21 protein-coding genes are annotated in these 26840 nt (G+C 69.3%); 10 read left to right on the top strand and 11 right to left on the bottom strand.

The genetic code is table 11. The features are described from left to right. Nucleotides 1-17 precede the first annotated feature (17 nt). From CLT74_RS22015 to CLT74_RS21995, 5 genes are all read left to right on the top strand, one after another. On the top strand, nt 18-2480 hold the full coding sequence (locus CLT74_RS22015) for a bifunctional diguanylate cyclase/phosphodiesterase (protein ID WP_099848454.1): 2463 nt from the start codon (nt 18-20) through the stop codon (nt 2478-2480). A 13-nt stretch (nt 2481-2493) separates the two neighbouring features. Beyond that, on the top strand, nt 2494-3819 hold the full coding sequence (locus CLT74_RS22010) for a glycosyltransferase 87 family protein (protein WP_099852584.1): 1326 nt from the start codon (nt 2494-2496) through the stop codon (nt 3817-3819). Further along, nucleotides 3816-4448: a phosphoribosyltransferase gene (locus CLT74_RS22005; RefSeq protein WP_099848452.1), complete on the top strand. Its 633-nt coding sequence runs from the start codon at nt 3816-3818 to the stop codon at nt 4446-4448. Before CLT74_RS22010 ends, CLT74_RS22005 begins: the two co-directional genes overlap by 4 nt. 19 nt (nt 4449-4467) lie before the next feature. Beyond that, entirely contained in the window at nt 4468-4863 is a 396-nt protein-coding gene (locus CLT74_RS22000; RefSeq protein ID WP_099848450.1) for a TFIIB-type zinc ribbon-containing protein, read from the top strand. A 180-nt stretch (nt 4864-5043) separates the two neighbouring features. Continuing rightward, complete coding sequence (locus CLT74_RS21995) at nt 5044-5718, top strand: maleylpyruvate isomerase N-terminal domain-containing protein (RefSeq protein WP_099848449.1); 675 nt, start codon at nt 5044-5046, stop codon at nt 5716-5718. A 44-nt stretch (nt 5719-5762) separates the two neighbouring features. Here CLT74_RS21995 and dnaB read toward each other — a convergent pair whose 3' ends face one another. Beyond that, nucleotides 5763-8528 carry a replicative DNA helicase gene (gene dnaB, locus CLT74_RS21990; RefSeq protein ID WP_486582492.1) on the bottom strand — a complete coding sequence of 922 codons (2766 nt, stop codon included), beginning with the start codon at nt 8526-8528 and terminating at the stop codon, nt 5763-5765. Between the two features lie 377 nt (nt 8529-8905). Between dnaB and CLT74_RS21985 the strand changes: the two genes are divergently transcribed. Next, entirely contained in the window at nt 8906-10540 is a 1635-nt protein-coding gene (locus CLT74_RS21985; RefSeq protein ID WP_099848445.1) for a hypothetical protein, read from the top strand. 79 nt (nt 10541-10619) lie between these two features. Here CLT74_RS21985 and rplI read toward each other — a convergent pair whose 3' ends face one another. The 4 genes from rplI to rpsF all read right to left on the bottom strand — a co-directional run bounded on the left by rplI (nt 10620) and on the right by rpsF (nt 12260). Further along, entirely contained in the window at nt 10620-11066 is a 447-nt protein-coding gene (gene rplI / locus CLT74_RS21980) for a 50S ribosomal protein L9 (protein ID WP_099848443.1), read from the bottom strand. A 13-nt stretch (nt 11067-11079) separates the two neighbouring features. Beyond that, nucleotides 11080-11319: a 30S ribosomal protein S18 gene (gene rpsR, locus CLT74_RS21975; protein WP_007073789.1), complete on the bottom strand. Its 240-nt coding sequence runs from the start codon at nt 11317-11319 to the stop codon at nt 11080-11082. Nucleotides 11320-11360: 41 nt separating this feature from the next. After that, nucleotides 11361-11870, bottom strand: coding sequence for a single-stranded DNA-binding protein (locus CLT74_RS21970; protein ID WP_093409371.1), 510 nt, complete (start codon nt 11868-11870; stop codon nt 11361-11363). Between the two features lie 99 nt (nt 11871-11969). Beyond that, on the bottom strand, nt 11970-12260 hold the full coding sequence (gene rpsF / locus CLT74_RS21965; protein ID WP_013736576.1) for a 30S ribosomal protein S6: 291 nt from the start codon (nt 12258-12260) through the stop codon (nt 11970-11972). 508 nt (nt 12261-12768) lie between these two features. Between rpsF and CLT74_RS21960 the strand changes: the two genes are divergently transcribed. Continuing rightward, entirely contained in the window at nt 12769-13560 is a 792-nt protein-coding gene (locus tag CLT74_RS21960) for a deoxyribonuclease IV (protein ID WP_099848441.1), read from the top strand. Then, nucleotides 13557-15950, top strand: coding sequence for a hypothetical protein (locus CLT74_RS21955; RefSeq protein WP_486582489.1), 2394 nt, complete (start codon nt 13557-13559; stop codon nt 15948-15950). The genes CLT74_RS21960 and CLT74_RS21955 overlap by 4 nt, the downstream gene beginning before the upstream one ends. A 15-nt stretch (nt 15951-15965) precedes the next feature. Here the strand turns inward: CLT74_RS21955 and CLT74_RS21950 are convergent, their stop codons facing one another. From CLT74_RS21950 to CLT74_RS21935, 4 genes are all read right to left on the bottom strand, one after another. Further along, nucleotides 15966-17498, bottom strand: a complete 1533-nt coding sequence (locus CLT74_RS21950; protein WP_099848439.1) for a glycosyltransferase 87 family protein — start codon at nt 17496-17498, stop codon at nt 15966-15968. A gap of 233 nt (nt 17499-17731) precedes the next feature. Further along, nucleotides 17732-18247, bottom strand: coding sequence for a hypothetical protein (locus tag CLT74_RS21945; protein WP_099848437.1), 516 nt, complete (start codon nt 18245-18247; stop codon nt 17732-17734). A gap of 189 nt (nt 18248-18436) precedes the next feature. Continuing rightward, nucleotides 18437-21283, bottom strand: a complete 2847-nt coding sequence (locus tag CLT74_RS21940) for a transglycosylase domain-containing protein (protein ID WP_099848435.1) — start codon at nt 21281-21283, stop codon at nt 18437-18439. Between the two features lie 196 nt (nt 21284-21479). Then, entirely contained in the window at nt 21480-21941 is a 462-nt protein-coding gene (locus tag CLT74_RS21935; protein WP_099848433.1) for a DUF5318 domain-containing protein, read from the bottom strand. Between the two features lie 174 nt (nt 21942-22115). Between CLT74_RS21935 and CLT74_RS21930 the strand changes: the two genes are divergently transcribed. After that, nucleotides 22116-22754 (top strand): PadR family transcriptional regulator, encoded by a 639-nt coding sequence (locus CLT74_RS21930; protein ID WP_099848431.1) that lies wholly within the window; start codon nt 22116-22118, stop codon nt 22752-22754. Between the two features lie 23 nt (nt 22755-22777). After that, on the top strand, nt 22778-23857 hold the full coding sequence (locus CLT74_RS21925) for an inositol-3-phosphate synthase (RefSeq protein ID WP_099848429.1): 1080 nt from the start codon (nt 22778-22780) through the stop codon (nt 23855-23857). 169 nt (nt 23858-24026) lie between these two features. Here CLT74_RS21925 and CLT74_RS21920 read toward each other — a convergent pair whose 3' ends face one another. Beyond that, nucleotides 24027-24506: a methylated-DNA--[protein]-cysteine S-methyltransferase gene (locus tag CLT74_RS21920; RefSeq protein WP_099852579.1), complete on the bottom strand. Its 480-nt coding sequence runs from the start codon at nt 24504-24506 to the stop codon at nt 24027-24029. Between the two features lie 102 nt (nt 24507-24608). Further along, nucleotides 24609-26648 (bottom strand): S8 family serine peptidase, encoded by a 2040-nt coding sequence (locus CLT74_RS21915; RefSeq protein WP_099848427.1) that lies wholly within the window; start codon nt 26646-26648, stop codon nt 24609-24611. Nucleotides 26649-26840 lie beyond the last annotated feature (192 nt).

Here is a 26840-nt window from a genome sequence, read left to right as displayed (position 1 = left end):
GGACCGATCAGCGGCTGATGCTGCTCGTCGGTCTCGTCGTCGTTCTGGCCGGCCTCGCCGGTGCGGTCTCCGTCGCCCACCTGCCCAGCTACGGCGCCATCACGGCGACCACCACCTGGGCCACCCTGATCTCACTTGTTGCGGTCGGTTTCGTCGTCAAGGTCAGGATTCGCATCCGCTCCACCAACCACGACATCGCCTGGACCGAGACGGCCATCGTGATCGGGCTCGCGGTGGCACCCGCCTCGGTGGTCATCCTCGCCACCGGGTTCGGCATCGCGATCGCCACCATCCTCACCGGCAGCTCGCCGATCAAGAGGGCATTCGGCATCGGCAAGAACATGCTCGTGGCCACCGTCGCTGGCCTGGTACTCCAGGTGTTCGAGTGGCCCGCCGCCAGCTCAGGTCTCGCTGACACGGCGCTGCCCCTGGCTGTCGCCTATCTCGCTGCGGTGCTGCTCGACGAACTCGTCACCCTGCCCGTCATCTCGATGGCGACCGGCACCTCGTTGCGCACCTTGTTCCGCGAGGACTGGGGTCTCCGCATCAGTGCGGCCGTGGCCCGCCTCGTCGTCATCATCAGCACGGTGCTGCTCATCAACATCGACGTCCGGCTGCTCCTCGCGGTGCCTCCGTTGATGCTCAGCCTGCATCTGCTCTACTCGGCGCGGATCCGCAGCCGCACCGAGCAGCAGGTGTGGCAGCGGCTCGCCCAGACCACCGACGCGCTCAACGTGGTCGAGCTGGACGAGGTCCTGACCACCGCTGTCACCCGGGCCTCCGAACTCTTCTCCGCCGACGAGGTGGAGGTCGAGCTGCGCGACGACGACCGGGTGGTACGCGGCGGCGCCGAAGGAGTCACCTACGACGGGACGGCCGACGAGCCCACCACCGTCCAGGGCGCGGTGGTGGCCGCCCGTCTGGAAGGGCACGACAAGACCGTCGACGTGGGCATGCTGCGGCTGCGATTCCGGGGACCGGTGAAACTCTCCGAGCGGGAGCACTACACGCTGTACACCTTCGCCTCGGCCCTGTGCACCGCGATCCGTAACGCCCAGGCGTACGCCGAACTCGGCCGGGTGGCCCAGGCCCACGCGCACGACGCGACGCACGACGCGCTCACCGGCCTACCGAACCGGCGCCATCTGCTCGACGCGGGCAACGACCACCTGCAGCAACGGCACGCGGACGGGGTGAGCGCCCTCGTCCTGATCGACCTGAACCATTTCAAGGAGGTCAACGACACCCTCGGCCACACCGCCGGTGACCAGATGCTCGCGGCCGTCGCCGAACGTCTGCGGGCCGCCGCCCACGCCGAGGACCTGGTCGCCCGGCTCGGCGGCGACGAGTTCGCCGTACTCATGCGTGCCCTGCCCGCCCCCGCGGTCGCCGCCCACCGGGCCGAAACGCTGCTGGCGGCCCTGCACGAACCCTTCGACATCGAGGGCATGCGAATCAACGTGGAGGCCAGCGGCGGCATCGCCGCCGCCCCCGCCACCGGCGGCATGGTCGAACTGCTGCGCCGCGCGGACGTCGCCATGTACCAGGCGAAGCGGACCGGACAACGCGTCGCCACCTACGCGTCCGCCCGGGACACCGCCGACCTGGGTCGCCTCACCCTCGGCGGTGACCTGCCCCGGGCCGTCGCCGACCACGAGTTCACAGTCAACTTCCAGCCGATCGTCGACCTCGGCACCGGAGAGGTCATCGCCGCCGAGGCGCTGGCCCGGTGGCGTCACCCCACCCACGGCATGATCGACCCACTGCGCTTCCTGGAGACGGTCGAACGCTCGGGACTACTCCCGGCCTTCGCCGACGCCATCCTCGATCAGGCCCTGATCGCCGCGGGCACCTGGCGAGACGCCGGTTTCGACGTACCCGTGGCGGTGAACGTCTCCCCCCGCAGCCTGCTCGACGCCCGGTTCCCCGGTTCGGTGCTGGCCCGCCTGCGCGCCCATGACCTGCCACCGGACCGGCTGATCCTGGAACTGACCGAGACCCTCACCCTCAGTCAGCTCGACGTCGTCGACCAGGTACTCACCCGGCTGCGCGACGCTGGCGTCCGGCTCGCACTTGACGACTTCGGCACCGGCTACTCCTCGCTCTCGCTGCTCTCCCGGATCCCGGTACACCAACTGAAGATCGACCGGAGCTTCGTCACCGCCATGGAATCCTCCACCGAGGCCGCCGCGATCATCCGCTCCACCCTTGATCTCGGTCGCAGCCTCGATCTCGCCGTGGTGGCCGAGGGCGTGGAGCGGGAGGCGCAACGGCACGCCCTCTGGGAGCTGGGCTGCACCGCCGGCCAGGGACATCTCTTCGCCCGCCCACTGCCCGCCGGTACGCTGCTCGCCGCCCTCCAGCGCGGCACCGGCGACCGGAGCGGTTGCCTGGCTGTCGCCCTGCACGACGCAGGTGCGGTGGTTCGGCTACCGCAGGGACGCCGACAGGGTGGCCGGGGCCGCCACCAGCCGGCCTGACACACTTGCCCGGGTGAGCACCACCACCCCGACCCGCCGCCGTCCCGGGTGGTGGCACCGGATCGACACCGCCGCCGGGGGTCTCGCTCTCGACCTCGGCCTCTACGCCGTATCCGCCGCCTTCGCCGTGGTCACCGCGGCCACCTCCACCCTTCTGCCGCACCGCGCCTGGGGTGGCATCGCCGCACTCGGCTACCTCGCCGCGGCCGTCGTGGCGCTCGGTCAACTCCTGCTCCGGCGGCACCGGCCCGGCTCGACGCTTGTCGGACCGCCCGCACGCTGGCTGGTCACCGCCCTCACCTGGAGCACCGTCGCCCTGCTGCCAGTCGTCGTACAGAGCAGGCAGCGTGCGGCGGGGCGTACCGACCGGGCTCAGGAAGAGGTGCTGGTCGTCGAGGAGTCCGGTCGGCGGCTGGTGGAGACCGGCACGCCCTACCTGGGACCCGACGCCATCGCCGCGCTGCCGCCCGGCGAGCAGTTGCTCGGCTACACGCCGTACCAACCGGGGATGGCCCTGTTCGGGCTGCCTCGGGCGGCCACCGACGCGTGGTGGAGCGACGCCCGGGTGTGGTTCGCCGTCGGCACCGCCCTCGTCCTCCTGCTCGCCGTCCGCGTCCTGCGCCGGCCCATGGGTACGGCCGCCGCGCTCGGGCACGACGCCGCCCTGCTCCGCAGGATCCAGGCCGCCACCGTCCTACCCGTCTGCGCGCTGACCCTCGCCACCGGTGGCGACGACCTACCCGTGCTCGCGCTCTGCCTGCTGGCCCTCGCGTTCGCCGCCACCGCACGACCCGGCTGGGCCGGCGTCGCCGTCGGGCTCGCCGGTGCGCTCAAACTCTTCGCCTGGCCGGTCGCCGCGGTCCTGGTCATCTGGGGTATTTCCCGGCGGGTCGGCCTGCGGGTCGCCGCCGGTGCGCTCGGTCTCCCCGCCGTCGCGTTGCTGCCCACCCTGTTGGTGGACCGGGACGCCCTGGTGGAGAACGTGCTGCGGTTCCCCCTCGGGCACGGTCTGGTCTCCAGCCCGGCACAGTCACCGTTCCCCGGTCACCTGATCGCCGAGGCGCTGCCGGCGGGCCGGGCGGTGGCAGCGGCCCTGCTGGTCGCCGCGGCGGTGGCGATCGCCGTCCGGCTCGCCCGCCGTCCGCCCCGCACCGCCCGCTCGGCGGCGCTCGTCTGCGGGTACGGGCTGCTCGTGGCGATCCTGTTGATGCCCACCACCCGGTTCGGCTATCTGCTCTATCCGGTGGCGTTCCTCGTCTGGGCAGCCGCACTCGACGTTCCCGGGATCCGGCAACCGGCGGGCGAAGAGGGCCCACAGGGCGTAGACCTGAGAACATGACCACCTACCGCGACCGCACCGAGGCGGGCCGGGTGCTCGCCGACCGACTCACCGCCCTGATCGGCGAACCGGACGTCGTCGTGCTGGGCCTGGTACGCGGCGGCGTGCCGGTGGCCCAGGTCGTCGCCGAACGCCTCGGCGCACCACTTGATGTACTCGTGGTCCGCAAGCTCGGCATGCCGTGGGCGCCCGAGGTCGCCTTCGGCGCACTCGGTCCGGCTGGCGTACGCGTGCTCAACGACGTGGTGGCCAGGCAGCTCGACCCCAACGACATCGCCGACGTGCAGCGCCGGGAGCAGGCGGAACTGGAGCGGCGGGAACGGCTCTACCGGGCCGGTCGGGCACCGCTGGACCTGACCGGCCGCACCGCGGTCATCGTCGACGACGGGCTGGCCACCGGTGCCACCGCCCGGGCCGCCGTGCAGGTGGCTCGTCATCTCGGCGCCCGTCGGGTGGTGGCCGCCGTCCCGGTCGGCGCCCAGGAGGCGTACGAGATGCTCGCCGACGAAGCTGACCAGGTGATCTGCGCCCAGCGGCCGGAAGCCTTCACCGCCGTCGGGGCGTACTACGACGACTTCCACGAGGTTTCTGACGACGAGGTGACGGAGGCGCTGACCGCTACCGCGTGAGTCGACCAGGTACCGTCGGGTGATGAGCCTGACCTGTCCCAAGTGTCACGGAGAAATGCGTCAGTACGAGCGCAGTGGCGTCGTCATCGACCAGTGCGGCGAATGCCGGGGGATCTTCCTCGACCGCGGCGAGCTGGAGAAGCTGTTCGAGGCGGAGGCCAACTGGAGCGCGCAGCAGGCCCCCGCCGCGCCGCAGCCGGCCCAGCACGCCCCCCAGCCGGGCGGCTACCAGCCCCCGCCCCCACCGCCCGCGCCGCACCAGCCCGGTTACGGCGCGGTGCCGCCGCCCCCGCCCCCACAGCACGGCTACCCGGCCCCGGCTCCCGCCTACGGCCACAGTCAGCAGCACTACGGCTACCACGGGCACTACCGCCGGAAGAAGCGCAAGAGCTTCCTCGACGACATGTTCGGCTGAGCCGTTCAGCCCCGGAGGCCGGTCCGGCCGAATGGCCGGACCGGTCACCGGTGCCTCAGCCCGGTCAGCCCACCGCCTGAGTCCGTCGCTGCCCGGCTGACACCGGTTCCGGTCGCGCCCCGCACCGCCCGACAGGTCGCTGAGCGTGCCGGCGGACACCGGCTGTGGGACGCTGCCGGCATGGGGTCGCGAGCTTCGCACATCGCACTGGCCAACGCGTACGACGGCATCAGCACGGTGGTGGCCGACCTGGACGACAGCGATCTTCAGCGACCGACCCGATGTCGGGGATGGCTGGTCGCTGACCTCCTCTTTCACGTGCTCTGCGACGCTCAGCGGGCACTCGTCGCGCTGGCCAGCCCCGCCGAACCACCCGCCACCGTCGACTCAGTCAGCTACTGGCACTCGTTTCCGGGCGGTGACGGGAACGTCCGGCACGCCTGGTGGGCCCGCCGCTCCGCTGCCGCGTTCGACCGCCCGTCCGGGGTGGTCCGGCTCTGGGCCGACACCGCGCCGGCCGCCGTACGCGCCGCCGGCAACGCGGATCCGGCCGGTTTCGTCACCACCCAGGGGCACGTGCTGCGGGTGGCCGACCTGTTGGACACCCTCACCACCGAAGCCGTTATTCACCACCTTGACCTGGTGCTGGATCTACCGGACGCGCCCCTACCCGGACCGGCCGCGACCCGGGTCTCGGTGGCCACCGTGGACGCCCTGCTCGGCGGCGTCGTTACCCGACCGGACGGCTGGAACGACCACGACTACCTGCTCAAGGCGGCCGGGCGGCTGCCGCTCACCGAACCGGAGCGAGGCGAACTCGGTGCATTGGCCGCCCGCTTCCCGGTGCTCGGCTGAGCCTGTGAGCCTCGGCTGTGCCCGTCGGACCCGGTCGGGCCAGGTCAGACGATCGCCATGTCGACGAAGCGCGACAGGTGCAGTTGGGCGGCGACGGTCACCGTGTCAGTCGGGCCATTTCTGTGTTTAGCGATTATGAAATCCGCCTCCCCGGCGCGGGGTGACTCCTTGTCGTAGTAATCGTCGCGATGCAGAAGTATGACAACGTCCGCATCTTGTTCAATAGACCCAGACTCACGCAAGTCGGACAACTGAGGGCGCTTGTCGGTGCGCTGTTCCGGACCACGGTTCAGCTGGCTGACCGCGATGACCGGGCACTCGACCTCCTTGGCCAGCAGCTTCAGGCCACGCGACAGGTCCGCGACCTCCTGCTGCCGGCTCTCGGTACGCTTCGGCGAGGTCATCAGCTGGAGATAGTCGACAACGATCAACTTGAGGTCATGCCGCTGCTTGAGCCGACGAGCCTTGGCCCGGATCTCCATCAGGTTCATGCTCGGCGTGTCGTCCACGAACAGCGGTGCCTCGCTGATCTCACCCATGCATCGGGCGAGCTTGGTCCAGTCGTCATCGGACAGTTGCCCGCTTCGCAGCACGTGTAGTGGCACTCGGGCCTCGGCCGAGAGCAGCCGCATGACGATCTCGACCTTGCTCATTTCCAGTGAGAAGATCGCCGCCGCCTGGTTGGCACGAATCGCAGCGTTACGCGCGAAGTCCATGCTCGCGGTGCTGTTGTGCGTGGGAATCATCGACCGGCCAGCCAGGTACAGGTGGTCTTCGTTGTCGACGGTTACGCAGCGAACCGGAACACTCGACACGGGGCGAACATCAACGATGAAACGACTGCCGGTCCGCACGTTGGTGCTGCTACGTCTCCGATCCCGGTGCACCGCGCGCTTCCGCGACAGGCCGAACACCTCGTCGGTCGTCGTGAAGTTGAGGGTGAACGCCACGGACGACTCGGACGTTCGCCCCTGAACAGCTTTTCGGATCACTGAACAGCGATAGCCCAAGCTGACAACCAGCTCGTACACGTCATCTGCCAGCCTCGGGGAGGTTGTCGTGAACTGCACGTTGCCCGTAGCGCCAACAGTGCCGTCGGTGTCCAGCAGTCCCGCAAGTAGCGAGCGGCGCTGCTGCTCGCTGGCGCGAAGGTACTGGCAGGGGATGTGCTTGTCGTTCAACACAGCGACCGACCGAAGCACCTCTACGAGCGAACGCGGCTGACCGTGACAAAGTGGGCAGTCGCTGCGACCCACACACCCGCAGCTGCGGTTGAGCAGAATCGAGTACAGCAATGGCGTAGCCGTCGACTGCTTGGTGCGGTAGCCATCCTGCTCGATTAACCGCAGAATCTCCGGGTCGGCACTCGTTATCCGGCTTCCCGCGCTGTGCCCGTCCCCCAACCACGCACCCAGGGTGTAGGGCGCGACAGGAAGCAGTCGTTCCGGCAACTGGAGGGGCTTGCTGTTCTCGACGGCGTGGTTCAGTCGGCGATCGGCCGTCGGTGTTCTGAGCGTGGCCCGCACCTGCTCAGTGGTCACTACCTCGGACTGCCGGGCAGCCACTACGACGGCATCCCAAGCCTCAACCCGTTCCAGGAGTGCGCTGTACAGGTCGCGCGCAGAGTAGACACGGGGAACGGGGCCGGCTACCCCTGTCCGGTGTCCGAGGTGGGTAACCGTTCTGGCTACTCGGTACACCGTGTCACGGAACCCCCCGACGGCCTTGACCGCATCGGCTGCGGTGACCAGATCGTCGGAATTCGAACCAGCCGCAAGGTGACGCAGGTCAGTCGCGGCTTTCGGTGACCAGTTGAAGGTACGGGAGGCTCCGGCGACACCCCGCCGCATTGCCCTGGTCGTCGTCTTCCACAGGTGCTCGGCATCAGCGACGATGGTCGACCCATCGGAGAACTCGACTTCATAGCAGGGCCGGTCATAGCGTGTTTCAAAGGCGTGGGTGACGGTCGTGGCCTTACCGTCAGCGCCGAGAAGCTGATCGCCTACCCGCACCTCACCCATGGTGGTCCAGCCGGTTGGGGTCGGCAGTGGTGTGTCGAGTGCCAGTGCCTTTCCCAGGCCAGGTCGCCCCGCCACAATGATCAACTGGCCGGGGTGCAGCCCGTTGAGCAGGCGGTCCAGGTCGGTGAAGCCGGTCGGCACGCCGGTCATCACGCCGCCCTGGGCGCCGACCGCCTCGATCTCGTCGAGTGTCGGTTGCAGCATGTCGGCCAGGACCGCGAAGTCCTCGCTGACCCGGCGCTCGGTCACGTCGTAGACGGCCTGCTGAGCCAGGTCGACGATGTCGTCCACGTCCCGGCTGCCGCCGTTCGCGGTGCCGTAACCGAGCTGGACGATCCGCGTGCCGGCCTCGACCAGACGCCGGAGCACCGCGCGTTCGCTGACGATGCGGGCGTAGTAGGCGGCGTTCGCGGCGGTCGGCACGCTCGCGATCAGCGTGTGCAGGTAGGGAGCGCCACCCACGCGGGCCAGATCGCCGGAATCGGCGAGTGCCGCAGCGACGGTGATGGCGTCGGCCGGCTCACCCCTGCCGTAGATCTCCAGAATGGTGTCGAAGACGGTGGCGTGGATCGGCCGGTAGAAGTCGTTGGTCTTGAGGATCTCGACGACGTCGGCGATGGCGTCCTTGGAGAGCAGCATGCCGCCCAGGACGCACTGCTCCGCAGCCACGTCCTGCGGTGGCGTCTTGTCGAAGTGACCGTCGCGTGGCATGTCGGCGGGCTGCTGCCCGCCGCTCTGGAACGACTCCGTCCGCCTGTCGTCGGTGACCGACACCGGGCCCCCCTCCACTGCGTCGGATCGGTTCCAGGCTTACCGCCCGGGTGCGACAACGTCGACCGGCCGTTTCGATCGGGGGCCATCGCGGCGGCAGGTCGGTGGCAACCATACGGACTCCGAGGTCAGCCGCTCAACCGTGCCGGTGGACGAGCCTCGGGACAACCTGTGGACGCAGGTGCACAACCGTGTGCGCAGCGTGTGCACAGGGTGTGGATAACGGATGGGGAATTCTCGGCGGCAAGCCTCTGACCTGCATGAACTCTTTTCCCCAGCCTGTGGAGAGAATTTCCGGGTAGGGCTTTGTCCTGAACCTCCCGTAAGATCGGTGGCCTACGGCTACACCTGGACAGCGGATTGCACTTTCGGTTGAGAAGGGTCACGCTCCGGCCGTGAGTTACCGGGACTGGGCACGCGGGGAGGACGGTCCGCGCGAGCGGCGACCGACCGCTTCGTGGGCCGAGCCCGTCGAGGATTCACGGGCCGGGCGTTACGACTCGGCGGTGGAGCGTTATCGCACTCCGAGTCGTCGGCGCGCGATCGAGCGCGGGCAGGACGAGCCGGCCGAGCCCTATCTGCCGCGCTGGGCACTGGAGTCGGGTGTCAGCAGCGTCGACGGTGGCGGTCGGCACGCCGCGCCGGACGAGGATGACGATGACGACCGGCCGCGTTACGGAGACGGCGGCGGGCGTTCGTCGAGGGCTGCCCGGAGCCGGCGCTCCGATGAGGCGGACTGGCGTGCGGCGTCGCCCCGCGCCATCGCCCCGTCCCCAGCAGTGGCACCGCAGTCCGACCACACCCGCGAGTGGACTTTCGACCGTCCACAGGAGGAGGGGTACGTCGGCAGCCGCCGGGCCGAGGAGGACGATCCGGTCTCGGGTGTGGCGCCGCAGAGCCGACCGCGTCGAGCGCAGTCTCGCCAACGCCAGGTGACCTGGTCCGGCTTGGCAGAGGACGACCAGCAGAAGCCCGACTCCGAGCCGGCCGCCGACCCCACCCCTCGACGTCGGCGCCGGGCGGCGGAGCCGGCACCGGGCCCGGCCGTGGATCCGTGGGAGCGGGCGGCTGAGCCGGCGCCGCGACAACAGGCGGTGGATCCGTGGGACGCCTCTGGTCTGCACGCCTGGCAGCAACCCGCGGGTCTGGACCGTCGTGCCGAGTCCGGTCCGGCCGACCCCTGGGACGCCGACAGTACGAGCCAGTGGCTTCAGTCACCCGCGACGGACCAGTGGGTGGAGCCGGACAGCACGGGCCAGTGGGACCGCGATCCCGAGCTGGACCGGCGGGAGCGGCAGTGGGATCGCAACCGGTGGGACGGCTACTCCGAGCCGGACCGCTGGGATCGGACGGCGCGACCCCGCTCGGGCGGCCCACCCGGCGCGCAGCAGGGGTCGTGGAGCGCCCGACCTGAGCCGGAGCCGGAGCCACCTCAGGAGACCTTCTGGCCGGGCACCAGACTGGCTGGCGACGATCCGCGTTGGGTGGATGCTTCCGCGTCGGCGCCCCGGTCGCCGGTGGTGGGCTACACGGCACCGCGTCCGCGCCCGGCACCAAGGCGTCGTGCGGCGGCGGTCCCGCAGGCGCGGCCGGTCGGCATCGCGGCGGTACGACGGCGCATCGAGTCGGTGGGCAACGCGAATTGGCACCGTCGACTGGAAGACGACCTGCTCGACCCCGACCCGGGCGGCCCCTGGCTGCCCCTGCTCTACACTGCGGCCTGTTACGTGCTGCCGGCGGTCGTGGTCTTCGTCTGGCTGCTGACCCTGGACGGGACGCCACCTGTGGGGTGCGTGACCGACATCAGTGGCGGTGGCTGTGAGTCGCCTCGGGCGCGCGCGTTCGGGGCGATGGTGGGCGGGATGCCACGGTTCGGTCTGGCACTGGCCAGCAGCCTGGCGATCGCGACGCTGCTGCGCCGGGTGGGTACGACCTGGCGCCCGACCACCGTGGCGCTCGCCGCCGCCGTGGTCGGTGGCGGCCTCTCCACGGTGATGATCAGCGCGGTGACCGGCCAGCCCATCGGTTGATCCGATCAGCTCACGAGACAGCGAACAGGGCCCGCACCGGTAGACGGTGCGGGCCCTGTGTCGTTCGTCAGCCGGGGACTCAGCCCTGCACGACGTTGAGGTTGAACGAGGCGGCCACCTCGGGGTGCAGCTTGATCCGCACGGGGTGCGACCCGATCGACTTGATGTGGCCGGTGACCTCCAGCCGCCGCCGGTCGAGAGCCGGGCCGCCGGCCGCCTTGACGGCGTCGACGATCTCGGCCGGGGTGACCGAGCCGAAGAGCCGGCCACCTTCGCCGGCACGGGCCTTGAGGGTCACCTTGAGTGCCTCGAGCTGTGCCTTCACCTCGTTGGCCTGGTCCAGGTCGCGGATCTCGCGGGCCGAACGAGCCCGCTTGATGAGCGTGACCTGCTTCTCCGCGCCCTTGGTCCAGGCGATCGCGAAGCCCTGCGGGAGCAGGTAGTTACGGCCGTAGCCGTTCTTGACCTCCACGATGTCGCCCGGGGCACCGAGCCCGGACACCTCCTGAGTCAGGATGATCTTCATATCGGTGCCTTTCTCAGCGGGCCGTCGCGGTGTACGGCAGGAGCGCCATCTCACGGGCGTTCTTGACCGCACGGGCGATCTGCCGCTGCTGCTGCGAGGTGACGCCGGTCACCCGCCGAGCGCGGATCTTGCCGCGGTCGGAGATGAACTTGCGCAGCAGCGCGGTGTCCTTGTAATCGATGTAGGTGATCCCGTCCTTGTCGAGCGGGTTCACCTTCTTCTTCGGCTTGCGCAGTGCCGCAGCCTTCGCCATTGCTCTTGCTCCTGGTTTACGATCACGGGCGCTCGGCGCCATTAGAACGGAGGCTCCTCGTCGAAGTTGCCGCCACCCGAACGGGAGGGGGCCGGTGCGGCCGAAGCCCAGGGGTCGTCGAAGTTGCCTCCGCCGCCCTGGCCACCACCGCCACCACTACCGAAGCCGCCGCCACCGCCGCCGGACCGGGACATCTTCTGCACCTTCGCCGTGGCGTAGCGCAGTGACGGGCCGATCTCGTCGACCTCCAGCTCGATGACGGTGCGCTTCTCACCCTCGCGGGTCTCGTACGACCGCTGACGCAGCCGACCCGAGACGATCACGCGGGCACCGCGCTGAAGCGACTCCGCCACGTGCTCCGCGGCCTGCCGCCAGACGGTGCACGAAAGGAACAGCGGCTCGCCGTCCTTCCACTCGCCGGATGCCTTGTCCATGAACCGGGGCGTCGAGGCGACCCGGAACTTGGCGACCGCGGCACCGGAGGGGGTGAACCGCAACTCGGGGTCATCGGTCAGGTTGCCGATGACCGTGATGGTGGTGTCTCCTGCCATGACCAACTCCTCGCGCGCTCATCCGTTCGCCGTACAGGTTCTCAGAACCCTCTGACAGCGACGGTGAGGCTGATCCGGGTAGGGGCCGGGGTGGGTTTGCTAGCGCATCTCCGGCCGGATGACCTTCGTACGCAGCACGGACTCGTTGAGCCGCAGCTGGCGGTCCAGTTCGGCCACCGCCTCCGGCGTCGCTTGGAGGTCGACGACGGCGTAGATGCCCTCGGCCTTCTTGTTGATCTCGTAGGCGAGGCGACGACGGCCCCACACATCGGTCTTCTCCACCGAGCCACCCGCGGTCCTGATCACGTTCAGGTACGTGTCGAGCGACGGGGCGACGGTGCGCTCCTCGAGGCTGGGGTCGAGGATCACCATGATCTCGTAATGACGCAAGACGTGCTCACCTCCTGTGGGCTATGCGGCCACGGTCCTTCCGTGGCAGGAGGTCGTGCGTCGTGGCCCGCTCTGCACCAGGGGAACCCGGCCGGGGACGGACAACCGGACCAGGATACCCGGCCCGGACGATCACCATCACCGAGGTGACGGTGCACAGCGAACCGGGGGCCCGGCCGACGTCGCTGTCGGCACGGACCCCCGGCCACGGGGCCGCGGGGCGCCTGGTCCGCATTCCTTGGGTGGGACCTGGGGAGGAACGACCACACCGATGAGGTTGGACCGGAGACGCCCCGCGGAGCTTTATCACGTTGTTACCTGACGTTATCGCGGAAGCTGGTGCTTCACGGGGCAAATCCCGGAATTACCGACAAATTCCTTGTCAGTTCCGGCCGCGTCGCCTTGACCGGAGGATCCATTGGCATCAACGACTACCGTCGGCGACGGTGACGCGACCAGGTAGCGGGCGTCGCCCCGGCCGTCGGGGACGGGACGTAGGCTCGCCTGCATGCGTATCGGAGCCCACGTCGATCCGACCGACCCGCTGGCGGAGGCGACCGCCCGAGCGGCAGACGCCGTGCAGTTCTTCCTCTCCGACCCCCAAGGTTGGAAGACTCCGCAGCCGCGTGCCGATGCGGAAACGCTGAGCAGCGCCGACGTCGACGTCTACGTGCACGCGCCGTACGTCATAAATGTCGCCACCGGCAACAACCGCATCCGGATCCCCAGCCGCAAGCTGCTGCTCGCGCACGCCAAAGCGGCCACCGCGATCGGCGCGAAGGGCCTGGTGGTCCACGGCGGGCACGTCAACGCCGGTGACAACCCGGCAACCGGCTTCGACAACTGGCGCAAGGCATTGTCGTACGCGGCCGAGTCCGGCGGCTTCGGGCTGCCCATTCTGATCGAGAACACCGCCGGCGGTGAGAACGCCTGCGCGCGACGGCTCGATGCGCTCGCCCGGCTCTGGGACGCGGTCGGCGACCACGAGGTCGGTTTCTGCCTGGACACCTGCCACGCCCACGCAGGCGGGGAGGAACTGCTCGGCCTGGTCGATCGGGTGAAGGCGATCACCGGCCGGATCGACCTGGTGCACGCCAACAACTCCAAGGACGCGTTCGGGTCGGGTCGCGATCGGCACGACAACCTGCCGGGCGGCACCATCGACCCCGACCTCGTGGTCGCGGTGATCCGCGCGGCGGGGGCACCTGTGATCGTCGAGACGCCCGGAGGAGCCGAGGGGCAGGGCGGCGACATCGCCTACCTGCGCGGACAGCTCGACGGGGAGACCGGGGCACGATGACCACGGATCAGTCCGCCCCCGGCGGCCGCAGGCCGACCTCACGCGACGGTCGAGCCACCGACGGGTCGGCGCTCGCCGGCACCGCCCCGGAGCGCCCGGGCGACGCTGCCGACGAGGTCCGGGCGAACGCCGTGGACAAGGCTGACCCGGGCGTGGCCACCACGAACGGTCCGGCCGACGCGGTTCGCCCGGCGCAGAAGCGCACCGGCACCGACCCTGCTCCGGGAAAGCCCGCAGGCACAGCGACGGACACCGCCGCGGCGACGACCGCTGCCCGCAAGGACGAGAACGGCAGGACCACCGCGGGCAGCGATGCCGCGGGCAGGGACGAGGCCGCTGGCCGCGCGGTCGCCGACAAGACCGCCGCCGACAAGGACGCTTCCGCCGGCACAGCCGCCGACAGCAGCAGGGCCGACGACCCGACCAAGGCCCACCACGAGGGCAAACTTGGCGACAGGGCCGCTGACAAGACCAAGGTCGCCGACAAGGACGCGGGCGGGGAGAAGGACGAGCCCGCCGACGAGAACAGCTCCTCCGGGCGGGCCGGCGGCGACAGGTCCGGCGAGGACGGCAGCGGCAAGCCGGACGGCGCCGGCCCGGCGGAGGATGGCAGCAAGCCGGATCGATGGTCCGCCTTCGGGCCCGCGCCCGAGCCGGTCCCGTCCTGGTACGGGCGTCTGGGCCGGTGGTTCGGCCGGCTCCTGATCCACGAGTGGACGTTGGCCGCCGTCGGGTCACTGGCGCTGGCCGTGCTGATGACCTGGCCGACACTGCGTTACCCGGCACACACGCTGCCGCAGGACTACTGGGATCCGAGCCTCCAGGCCTGGCAGATGGCCTGGTCCGGGCACATCCTGCTGACCGAGCCGGCCCAACTGTGGCATGCCAACGCGTTCTTTCCCGAGCGGTGGAGCTTCGCCTTCTCCGACACCCTGCTCGGGTACGCGCCAGCCGGAATGATCGGCAGCGGCCCCGAGGCCGCCCTTGTTCGCTACAACATCATGTTCGTGCTGGCGCACGCCCTCGCCACCTTCGGCGCGTACGTGCTGGCCCGGCAGCTCGGCGCGAGCCGGATCGGATCCGCGGTGGCCGGTGTCACCTACACCTACGCGCCGTGGCTGCTTGCCCAGGCCGGTCACCTGCACGTGGTCTCCAACGGCGGCATTCCGCTGGCGCTGGCCATGCTGGCCCGAGGGCACGGCTGGTCGCTCCGGCACGGCTACCGACCCGAGCGTCGGCACGAGGGCTGGGTGTACGCCGGCTGGCTGGTGGCCGCCTGGCAGCTGAGCCTCGGGTTCGGTATCGGTCTGCCGTTCGCGTACCTGCTCGCCGGCATCGTGCTGGTGGCCGCGGTCATCTGGTACGCGAAACGGATCTTCTGGCGGCTCAAGCGTCCCTTCGGCCAGCGGTTGTTCGTCGCCGACCTGATCGGCGGGCTGATCTTCGCCGGGGTGGGCGTCCTGATGGCCATCCCGTACTTCACCGTCGCGCAGCTGCACCCGAACGCGGAGCGGACGATCGACGACATCGCCGTCTTCTCGCCACCCGCGACCGGTTTCGTCACCGCCCCGGCCGAGTCCCGTCTCTGGGGCGGCCTGCACGAGGGCGCCCGCTCGCTGTTGCCGTGGCATCCGGAGATGACGCTGCTGCCCGGCTTCGTGCTGTACGCGCTGGCCCTCGGTGGCCTGTTCTTCTCCGTCTGGAAGGTCCGCCAACGGCTCCTGCTGTTCGCCGGGGTGCTTGTCGCGATGGCCCTGTCGATGGGCACCGAGCTGTTCGGTGGTCGCTTCACCTACGTACCGCTCTTCGACCATCTGCCCGGCTGGAGTGGCATCCGGACACCAGGCCGGTTGATGTTGTGGGCCACGTTGCTGCTCGGGCTGCTCGCGGCCGGGGCGGTCAGCGCGTACGCCGAGCGGGTCCGGGAGATCTCCGCCGAACGGATTCCGTCCTGGCCGAGCCCCTGGCTGCGCCTGGCCACCCTGGTGCCGCTGCTGCTCGTCATCGCCGAGGGCACAAACACCACACCCCATCCGGTGGTGCCGACGCAGCCGGCGGCGATGCGTTCGGTCGACGGTCCGCTGCTCGTCCTGCCCAGCGGGCAGAACCATGACCAGCCGGTGATGCTCTGGTCGACCACCCGGTTCCAGGACATCGTCAACGGCGGCAGCGGTTTCACCCCACGCCAACTCAACGACGTACGCCGGGTCGCCATGACCTTCCCCGACCAGACGAGCGTCGACTACCTGCGCACGCTGGGCGTGCACAACGTCCTGGTGCTGCGCAACAAGATCGCCGGCACCCCGTGGGAGGTGAGCGTCGACGCGCCTGTCGACGGGCTCGGCATCACCCGTGAGGAGATCGACGACGTCGTCGTCTTCCGCCTCTGAGCGTGCCGGTTGTGGTCACGTCGTGGTGGCTACGGGCGTCGGGGTCTGCTCGATCGTCGAACGGCGGTTTCGCCATCGGTCCAGCCAGGGAGCGTCAGGGGTGCCGTCGAGCAGGCCGCCGTCCGGGTCGTCGGCGTAGGTGCGGCGTACCGCGTCCTGCTCCGGGTTCATGATCTCGCGTACGACCAGGACGACGAGGGCCACCACGGCGGCCAGGCGCAGGCTCGCGGCGAGCACGAAGACGCCCTCCGGAAAGACAGGTGTGCCGGTCGACGCGCCGAGCAGCTGGCCGTAGAAGGCGATGAAGTAGCAGACCTCGGCGACCTGCCAGACGAGGAACGCCCCCCACTTGGGCCGGGCGAGCACCACGAGCGGCAGCAGCCAGAGTACGAACTGCTGCGACCAGACCTTGCTGAAGATCAGGAAGGCGGCAACCACCAGGAAGGCGAGTTGGGCGAGCCGGGGCCGCCGCGGCGCCAGCAACCCCAGCACGCCGATACCGAGGCAGGCCAGTCCGAACAGGGCGTACGACAGGTGGTTCAGCGTGGGAATGTTTCCGTCGAGCCACTGGAACGGCCCGACACTTGCCGGGTCGCCGAACTTCCCGTCCAGGTAGCGGCCGATGTACCAGAAGGTGCCCCAGTCGATGGGCCGTGTGGTGTTCAGCTCGAAGAACCGGTTCCAGTTGTCCCGGTACGGGATCGCCACCGGCAGGTTCACAAGCACCACGGTCACCGCGGCGGTGACGATGGACAGCAGCGCGGCCCGGATCCGGTTGGCACGTAACGCGAGCACCAGGATCGGCCCGAGAATGAACAGCGGCCACATCTTCGCCGCGCCACCGAGCCCGAGCAGCACTCCGGAGAGCGCGACAAGCAGCGTCCCCTTCGGGCCCGGCCCGGAGCGCGCCCAGGCCAACAGGCCGAGCGCGGCGAGTCCGATGGCGAGGAAGTCCCAGTTGACGGTGGCGGTGAGCAGCAGCGCGGGAGCGAGCGCGAAGAGCGCGGCGTCCCACGGCCGCCTGCGGCGTAGCGCCAGGATCACCGCCACGGTGACCACCGCCAGCGCGCCGAGCACGAGGGCGTTGAGATTGTAGAACCACTGGCCCTGGTTCATGTCCGGGTTGTCGACGCCGGCCGAGTGGACCGGCAACCCGAGCGCCCCCATGAAGTACCCGGTGAGCACCGGGTACTCCACCGGGTGATCCCGGTAGGGCACAGCTCCCTCGTTGAGCCGCTCGGCGTAGTAGAGCGCGAGGACGTCGGTGTAGCAGAAGCGGGTGTACTGCTCGTTGTTCACCCACGCGCCGTCCTGGCAGGGTGACTTCTGCACCCAGTGCAGGGCCAGCGTGAGGCAGGTCAGCGCCAGGACGATCCGCACCGCCGTCCAGAACCGACGCTCCGCGCCGACCGGCCGGTCCCGGGCGACCGCGTGGTCACCGAGTGGACCGCCGATCAGACCGGAAAGTCCCCGGACGAAGCCGTCGGAGCGGGACGGGTGATCGGGGGCACCCGATCCATCGATGCCTGGCGTCGACTTCGTGCTCATGACCGTGCATCCTGCCGCATCCGGCGACCGCGTTGAAGCGGAAACCACATCGAATCCCCGAGGCACTGTCGCCTGTGTTGTGGGCACTCCGGCCACCGAGGCACCGGCGGTCGACGACTGCGGTCTTCGGTCGGCGCTCGCGGTATGCGGCATGTCGCGGTATCCCTGGCACCGGAAGCCCCGACATGCCGCATCTGACGAGCCGGCGGGCGGCCGTGACCAGGTACGGAAGCTCAGAGCACGAGGAACAGGACCGCCGGGGTGATGAGCAGCGCGGCAAGTGCGACGCGGACCGCTCGGGACAACCCAGGAAGACAGGCCAGCGCGACGGCCGTATAGCAGGCTCCCCAGGCCAAGGCGCAGATCGCGACCGGTGTCGCGTCCGACGAGCCGGCGGCCTTCTGGTAGAGGCCCGCGACGTAGGCTCCGGCAGCCAGCCCCGCGATCGTCACCGTTGGCGCCACCCAGGCCGGACCGGTGAGCGCCAGTACCACCCAGCTCACCACCAACAGCACCGGAAGACCTACCAGCCAGGCGAGGAAGGTCAGAGCGATTATGTCCTCGGCCGGTCGATCGGACTCGGTGAGTGCCCGCCAGGTCGCCCCGATCACGGTGCCGATCACCGCGCCGAGCAGCGCTGCGATCGTGACCCGCCAGAACAGGGAGGCAGGCAGTCTGTTGTCGACACGTTGCGGACCCCGCGTCGACGCGCGCGGGGACTCGGATGGTCCCGGCGGCGACTCGACCACGTGATTTCTCCTTCCGGACGGCCGGCGTCCCCGCCGCGTGGGCGGGGACGCCGGTTGGCGCGACGGATGCCGGTCAGGAGTCCGTGGCCGCGCCCCATCTCAAACCGAAGATGCCTCTCCCGGGACAGCAGTAGCGGGCGGCCAGAGAAAGGTTCTCCGGCCGCCCGCAACGTCAGTGGGAGCTAGGTCCTAGTCCCGGGTCGGCGTTCTTGTCGGTAGTAGGCCGCCGCCTTCGCCGCCCGGGCCTTGCTCACCTCCGGGTGGGCCGCCCGGATTGTTGCCGCCGTTGTTGTCACCGCCGGGACCACCGTTGTTCCCGCCATTGTTTCCGCCGTTGAGCTGGCAGAGGAGGTCGAGCGGGTTGCAGTTTTGCTGGTTACCGGCACCAGGCGGGGGCGGGGGCGGGGCGGGCTCGTCGCCGTTGCCGGCGTCCTGATCGCCAACCCCGGTGACGTCGGGCAGGTTGGACGGGTCGTAGCCCTTCAGGGCATCGTCCATGTACCGCTTCCACAGCGCGGCCGGGATGGTGCTACCACCGACGTTGTCGCCGTTCTTGTCCACGATCGCCGGCTTCCTCGGGTCGCGGCTGCCGATCCAGACGGCGGTGGCCAGGTTCTCGTCGTAGCCGACCATCCAGGCGTGGGCGTTCTTGTCGGTGTTGTTGTGCTCCCAGGTTCCGGTCTTACCGGCAGCCTGCCGGTTCACCAGGCTGGCGTTGCTCTTACCCGGGATCTCCTTGAGCACCGCTGTCACCTCGTCGGCGACCTCCGGCCGGATCACCTGCTGCGGCTTGAGCTTCTCGCCGGTGCCGGGCACCTTGTCCCACTTGCCGGTGGCCTTGTTCTGCTTCTCCACCGTCCGGACGAAGTGCGCCTTGTTGTACTTGCCCTTGTTGGCGAGGGTGGCCAGGCCGGTGGCGTGGTCCAGCACGGTGACCGGGTACTGGCCGTAGCCGATCACCCGGTCGAACTTGCTCGGCGCGAGCTTCTCGGGCTTCTCCTTGGTCAGGTCGTACGCCTTCTGCTTGTCGTCCCACATGGTGCGGATGCCGGCCCGGCGGGCCATGTCAAGGACCTTGTCCGGGCCGATGTCCTCGGTCACGTGGAAGAACGGCACGTTGTACGACTGGACTGTCGACTCCTGCAAGGTGCACCACTTGGCGCAACTGGCGTTCCGGCCCGCATTCTGGATTTTGTTGGCGTAGTCGTCGGGCGTGAACGGGGTGGCGTCCCAGTGCGACTTCACCGAGATGCCGGCATCGATCGCCGCGGCCAGGGTGTAGACCTTGAACGACGAGCCTGGCGGGTGGCCGCCGACGAGATTGCCGTTCTGGTCGGTGTTGAGGCCGGCGTAGTCGAAGTCGGCGCCGCTGTCACCGCCGTAGTAGGCGAGCACCCGGCCGGTCTTCGGGTCGACGGAGACCACCGCCGCCATCAGATTCTTGGGGTTCCCCTTGATCACCGAGCCCTTGCGGTCCGGCTGGGCCGCCGCCTCCAACGCCTTCTGCATCTTCGGGTCGATGGTGGTGGTGATCCGGTAACCACCTTCACGCAACTCGTCGACGCAGCTGGGCTTGCCCTCGGCGCCGTAGTTGGAGCAGAGTCCCCACTGCTCCATCTCCTGCCGGACGTAGTTGATGACGTTGCCGCCCGGAGTGGCGACCCCGAAGCCGTTGTTCTTCTTCGGCTTCTCGACCTTCGGGTACTCGGTCGGCCGCTCCGGCTTGCCCGGGACGTTCAGCCAACCCTCCTCGACCATCCCGTTGATGACGTACTCCCACCGGGACTTCGCGTCGACCTCGTTGGTAGCCGGGTCGAAGCCCTTGTGGGTGGCGCTGGCGACGGGCTGCTTGATCAGCGCGGCGAGCACCGCCCCCTGGGCAGCGTTGAGCTTCTTGGTGGTGGTGTTGAAGTACGTCTGGGCCGCCGCCTCGATGCCGTACGCACCGCGACCGAAGTAGATCACGTTGAGGTAGTTCTCCATGATCTGCTTCTTGGTGAAGTTGTCGTTCAGCTTCGAGGCGAGGATCGCCTCCTTCACCTTGCGCGCGTAACTGTCGTCCTGGAGGTTCTCGTAGGCGTTACGGGCGTACTGCTGGGTGATGGTCGAGGCACCCTGCTTGTCGCCGCCCGAGAGGTTGTTCCAGGCGGCCCGGGCGATGCCCTTGTAGTCGACGCCCGAGTGCCGGTAGAAGTTGCGGTCCTCGGCGGCGGCGACGGCGTCCTGCACGTGTTGCGGGATGCTGTCGATGGTGACGAAGGTGCGGTTCTCGTTGCCGAGCCTGGCCACCACCGTCTTGCCGTCCTTGGCGTAGACCGTGGTGGACAGCGGCAGCGGGATCTCCTTGGGCAGCACCACGTTCGTCGAGTAGTAGGTGAACCCGACCACGCCGATGCCGGCCAGCATGATGAACACCGCGAAGCCGGCGATCAACATGTTCATCCGCTTGCGCTTGCGGGCGCGGGCCACCGCACCCGGGTCGCGGCCACCGCGACCGGGCCCGGTCGGTCCACCTGGCCCACCTGGCCCACCGGGACCGCCCGGCCCGCCGGGGCCACCGACGCTCGCCCGGGCCACCGCGGCCCGACCGCCGACGGACGCCGAACCGACGCTCGCCCGACCGGCCGACGCCGCGCCCACAGCGGCAGCACCGACCGAGGCACGACCCGGCCCTGCCGGCGACACCGGCACCGAAGCCCGACCGGCGCGACCCGGCGCGGGCGAGACCGGCACCGAGGCCCGACCGGGACCAGCCGGCGAGACGGGCACCGAGGCACGGCCGGGGACGGCCCGGCCGACCGGTGCCGCGCCGGTGGACCCGCCACGCGGCGGAACACTCGCCGAGCCACCGACCGAGGCCCGTCCGCCCACCGAGGCACGGGCCGACGGACCGGAGGCCTCCGGACCGGTTGACCAGTTGACTCCGCGCGGTTCACCACCCGGGCGGCGGTACGCGTCGTCCGCCTGCCCCGGTTCGTCCTGGCCCGGAATCCAGGCCCGGCCGCGCGAGGAGCTGGGATCGCCGTACGAGTTCATTCCTCACACCCTGCCGTCGCGGTGGGGCGCGTTCGCACCGCCACCGGTTTGCCGTGAGTTGTGACACCTGCGAGCACGGCACGGGGGTGCCATGGTCGCGGCGCCAGATCCGTATCAATCGGACCATTCAGACCTGCAAGCCGTCGGTCACCCCAGCCGCGTCGCACGCGACCGGGGCCGGCCGATCGAGCTCGAATCACCGTTGCGCCTCTCGCCTTCGCCGAACACCCGTTCCGTCGGCGGTCATGCCGCTCGCCTCACCATGCTCCGGGTCGCCGTCGGCGACGCCGGTCAGACCGTCCCGCCCGAGCAGGTACTGCTCGACGAGATGGTTCCAGTCACAGCCGAGGCACACCTCCACCACGAAGACCTGGAACTCACGCAGCGTCATCGCCAACATGGTCAGCTCAGCCACATTACGGGCTTGGCCGGCAGACTGCTTGAGTTCGTCCCCGTAAATGTAGTGGACGAGCGTCAGGTTCTCGCTCCGGCAGATCGGGCACCGCTCGTCGGTGGACTCGCCGTGGAACCGAGCGGCGTTCTTCAGGTAGGGCGACGCGTCGCACAGGTCATAGGTGCCTACGCGGCCGGCGAGGAGCTCACGCAGCGCCGCTCGCTTTCGAAGCGAGTAGTCGACGACCTGGCGCTGCGTACGCATGCGGGAAAGGGTACGCGGTCTCTTCTGACGAGGCGACCACCGTGACGATCCGTGACCGTAGGACATCAGAACGGGGGTTTGCCCAGACAGGAACGAGACGCTACGGTGCGATGTATCGGTCCGATACATCGTGGCGGTTAGCGCTCCACGCTCAGGGTAAAGGAAGGATGGCCGGTGCTCGAACTCGCCATCCTCGGCCTGCTGCAGGAGGCCTCGATGCACGGCTACGAGCTGCGCAAGGAGCTCACCGCCAAGCTCGGGGCGATCCGCGCCGCCATCAGTTACGGCTCGCTCTATCCGACCCTGCGCCGGCTGCAGGCGGCGGGATGGATCACCGAGGCCGACGAGACACCCGCCACCGCCGAGGAGGTTCCCGCGCTGACCAGCCGACGAGGTCGGGTGGTCTACGAAATCACCGCGGAAGGAAAAGAGCGCTTCGCCCAGCTCATCGCACAGACCGGGCCGGAGACCTACGGCGACACCGGCTTCGGTGTGCACTTCGCGTTCTTTGCCCGAACCGACCGGGCGACCCGACTTCGAATCCTGGAAGGTCGCCGCCGCACGATCGAGGAACGTCGCGAAGGGCTTCGCGACATGCTGGGCCGGGCGGCCGAGCGCCTCGACGCGTACACCCTGGAGCTGCAGCGCCACGGCCTGGAGGCCTGTGAGCGTGAGGTCCGCTGGCTGGAGGAGCTCATCGCCAACGAGCGCTCCGGCCGTGCCCCGACGGTCCCGAACGACGGGACGGCCGGCGGCCCACGAGAAGACAACAGCCCGCCTCCGCCTGGTGAGACCAGGACAGAGCGGCCGTGACAGAGAAGAAGGAGGCACACGCGATGGGCTCCGTCCGCGTCGCCATCGTCGGTGTGGGTAACTGCGCCTCGTCCCTGGTACAGGGCGTCGAGTACTACCGGAATGCCGACCCCAACGACCGCGTCCCGGGTCTCATGCACGTCACCTTCGGCGACTACCACGTTTCTGACGTGCAGTTCGTCGCGGCGTTCGATGTCGACGCCAAGAAGGTGGGCATGGACCTCGCGGAGGCGATCGTCGCCAGCGAGAACAACACCATCAAGCTCTGCGACGTGCCGCCGACCGGCGTCACCGTGCAGCGCGGCCCGACCTTCGACGGCCTCGGCCAGTACTACCGCGAGATCGTCGAGGAGTCGGACGCCACGCCCGTCGACGTGGCCAAGGCGCTGCGCGACGCGCAGGTCGACGTGGTCGTCTCGTACCTGCCGGTGGGCTCTGAGCAGGCCGACAAGTTCTACGCCCAGGCCGCGATCGACGCCGGCTGCGCGTTCGTCAACGCCCTGCCGGTCTTCATCGCCTCCGACCCGGAGTGGGCGCAGAAGTTCACCGACGCCGGCCTGCCGATCGTCGGTGACGACATCAAGAGCCAGGTCGGCGCCACCATCGTGCACCGCGCCCTCGCGAAGCTCTTCGAGGACCGGGGGGTCGAGCTGCTGCGTACGTACCAGCTCAACTTCGGCGGCAACATGGACTTCATGAACATGCTGGAGCGCAACCGCCTGGTCTCGAAGAAGATCTCGAAGACCCAGTCGGTGACCTCCCAGGTGCCGCACGAGATGGCCAAGAGCGACGTGCACATCGGCCCGTCCGACCACGTGCCGTGGCTGGACGACCGCAAGTGGGCGTACATCCGCCTGGAGGGCCGCTCGTTCGGTGACACGCCGCTCAACGCCGAGCTGAAGCTTGAGGTGTGGGACTCGCCGAATTCGGCGGGTGTCATCATCGACGCCGTCCGGGCCGCGAAGATCGCCCTGGACCGGAAGATCGGCGGCCCGATCCTGTCGGCCTCGTCGTACTTCATGAAGTCCCCGCCGGTGCAGTACGCCGACCACGACGCGCACGCCGCCGTCGAGGCGTTCATCGCCGGCGAGATCGAGCGCTGACGCGCTGACCACAAGCAGCACCGGCGAGGGCCGGGTCCGTGCGGACCCGGCCCTCGCCGTCTTCGCGCCGGCCCGCCGCACCCGGTACGGCGGGATGTCGCGATGTGCGGCATGTCATGCCCAACCGCCGGTCTGACAGCCCGACCTGACGCACGTCGTGACCGACTGATCAGGACCAGGCGCGTTGCAGCGCCACCCGGGCCTCCAACTCCAGAAGTTTGACCTTGCGGTCCAGGCCGCCACCGAAGCCGACGAGCTTTCCGCCGGCCCCGATGATGCGGTGACACGGCACGATTACCGGAATCGGGTTGCGGTTGCAGGCCACGCCGACCGCCCGGGCCGCTCCGGGATCACCGACCCGCCGGGCGACCTCACCGTAGGTCAGTGTCTCGCCGTACGGGATGCGGGTCATCTCCCGCCACACCGCCCGCTCGAAGTCGGAGCCGTGCGGCACTGTCACCGGCACGCCGAAGTCGGTCAGTTCACCAGCGAAGTACGCCCGCAGTTCCGCCACCGCCCGCCGGGAGGTCGCGTCGGTCGGCTCGGTGGTCCCGTTGGCGACCGGGCCGAAGTGCGTCCCGCAGACGCTGTCCCCGTCGGTGGCCACGGAGAACTCCCCGATCGGCGAGTCGAGCACGGTCCAACGCATCTCACCATTGTCCACCTGAGCAGGGGCCGCAACGGCGAGCGCCCGCCCGAGCGTCCCGAATGTCCGGGACGCTCCGGCGGGCGCCGCCCGTGCCGCGACGGATCAGGCGGTGGAGACGGTGAATCTCTCGCCGTTGCCCAACCCCAGACCGGGGGACGACCAATTGATCGTCTTGTTCGAGATCAGCTGGCTGGTGCCGGACGACCCGGCGGAGACCGCCTGACCGTCGCTGGCCCTGAGGAAGATCGTTCCGTCGATGTTGTAGTTGGCGAAGTCGAATGTCTCCCAGAGACCCCGCGAGGTGCTGCTGGCGACCAGCGGCTTGGTGCCCTTGCTCGCCGCGGTCACGTACCTGCCGTTGGCGTGGGCCCGGAGACCGAAGAAGCCGTCACCACCGTTGATGACGTCGAACCTTGCCGCCTTGGTGACGGTCGTGCTGCTGGGGACCAGCGGTTTGGTGCTGCTCGCGGCCACGACGTACTTGCCGCTGACCTTCGACCGGAGGCTGACAATCGGCGGCGCCGCGTCGATTGTGAACTTCTCGTTGGTCCCGATGGAGGTCTTGCTCGCCATCATCGACGAGCTGCCGGATGTCGATGCCGTGACGTACTTGCCATTGATCTTGGACTTGAGGCTGACCGTGCCGTCGGTGTGGTTGACGATTGTGTACTTGGCCGACGTGACGATCGTCTTGTGACTCGCGATCAGCGGCTTGGTGCCGTTGCTCGGCGCCACCACGTACCGCCCGGTGGCCCTGGAGCGCAGCGCAACCAGGCCACTACCCGCGTCGACGAAGTCGAACCGCTGTGCCGTGCCCATGCTCGTCCCGTTGTTCACCAGCGGCTTGGTGGTGCTGGCGGCGGTGACGAACTTGCCGTTGGAGCGGGCCTTGAAGCCGTGCGAGTAGCGGGTCGGCGTGATCGAGCCGACGGTCAGCAGCCGGTCGATCGAACCCTTCGTGTCGTACACCCCGCCGGCGAGGCCGGTGGTGACGATCCGGTCCCGGACCTGTTTCGGCGTCCAGCCCGGATTGGTGCTCAGCAGCAGCGCCGCGGCGCCTGCCACGTGCGGAGCGGCCATCGAGGTGCCACTGAACACCGTGCTGCTGGTGTTGCTGTTGTGCCGCGCCGAGACGATGCTCGCGCCCGGCGCGAAGATGTCCAGGCAACTGCCGTAGTTCGAGAACCACGCCCGCATGTTGATCCGGTCCGTCGCGCCCACGGTGATCGCCCCCGGCACCCGGGCCGGAGACGCCTTACAGGCGTCCATCCAGCTGTTACCGGCCGCGATCGAGTAGGTGACTCCGGACGCGATGGACCGGTTCACCGCCTCGTCTAGGGATGGGACGGCGACGACGTCACCGAGGCTCATGTTGGCCACGGCCGGCTTCTGGGCGTGCTCGGTCACCCAGTCGACACCGGCGATGACCTGTTCGGTGGTGCCGAAACCGTCGCAGTCGAGCACCCGTACGCCCACGAGCTTCACACCCTTGGCCACGCCGTACTTCGTGCCGCCGACGGTCCCGGCGACGTGCGTACCGTGGCCGTTGCAGTCCTGTGCGACCGCGTCGGAGTCGATGGCGTCGTAACCGTGACTCGCCCGACCGCCGAAGTCCTGGTGGGCGATGTTGATTCCGGTGTCCAGGATGTACGCGGTGACCGAACTGCCGGTGTTGGGGTACTTGTAGCTGCCGTTCAACTTCGGCGAGGCCTGATCGATGCGGTCGAGGCCCCAGGACGGCGGGCTGCTCTGCGTGCCGCTGTTGGCCGACAGCCGCCGAACCTGCTCCACGTAGGCCACATCGGGGTGGCTGGCCAACTTGTCCGCCTGCCGCTGGCTCATGGCGGCCGAGTAACCGTTGAGAGCGTGGCCGAACACGCGGCGGACCGTGCCACCGTTCGCGCCGGTGAGCGCCGAGGCGGCGGCCCGGACAGACCTGTTGGTCGCCCCCCGGTCCTTGAGGACGACGATGTAGCGGTCCGGCACGACGCCGACGCCCTTGCTGCCGAGCACCTCGGCGCGGGGCTGGTCGGCCGGAGCGGCCATCGCGGCACCGCCGGTCACGACGGTGAGAATGGACGAAGCGGTGGCAAGGGCGAGCCCCGCCGCCGCCGAGCGGCGCAGCGCGCCACGGCGATTCACTGGATGTGCCCCCGTCAGTCGTCGACCAGGCCCGGTGGGCGGTCGGACGGATACTGGATAGTCCCGCCTCCAACTGCGAAGCAGCGGGCTGATGGACGTAGCAACATCATGGACGAACCTCGCTGGCACCGCGTCCACCGTTCGGTCGAAACGTGAGCGTTTCGACGTACGGCCGTCACCGTGGGACGGACC

The sequence above is a fragment of the Verrucosispora sp. CNZ293 genome (genome assembly GCF_002754655.1).
Note: the sequence above shows the minus strand (reverse complement) of the source record. Positions and strands in the feature narration are given on the sequence as shown.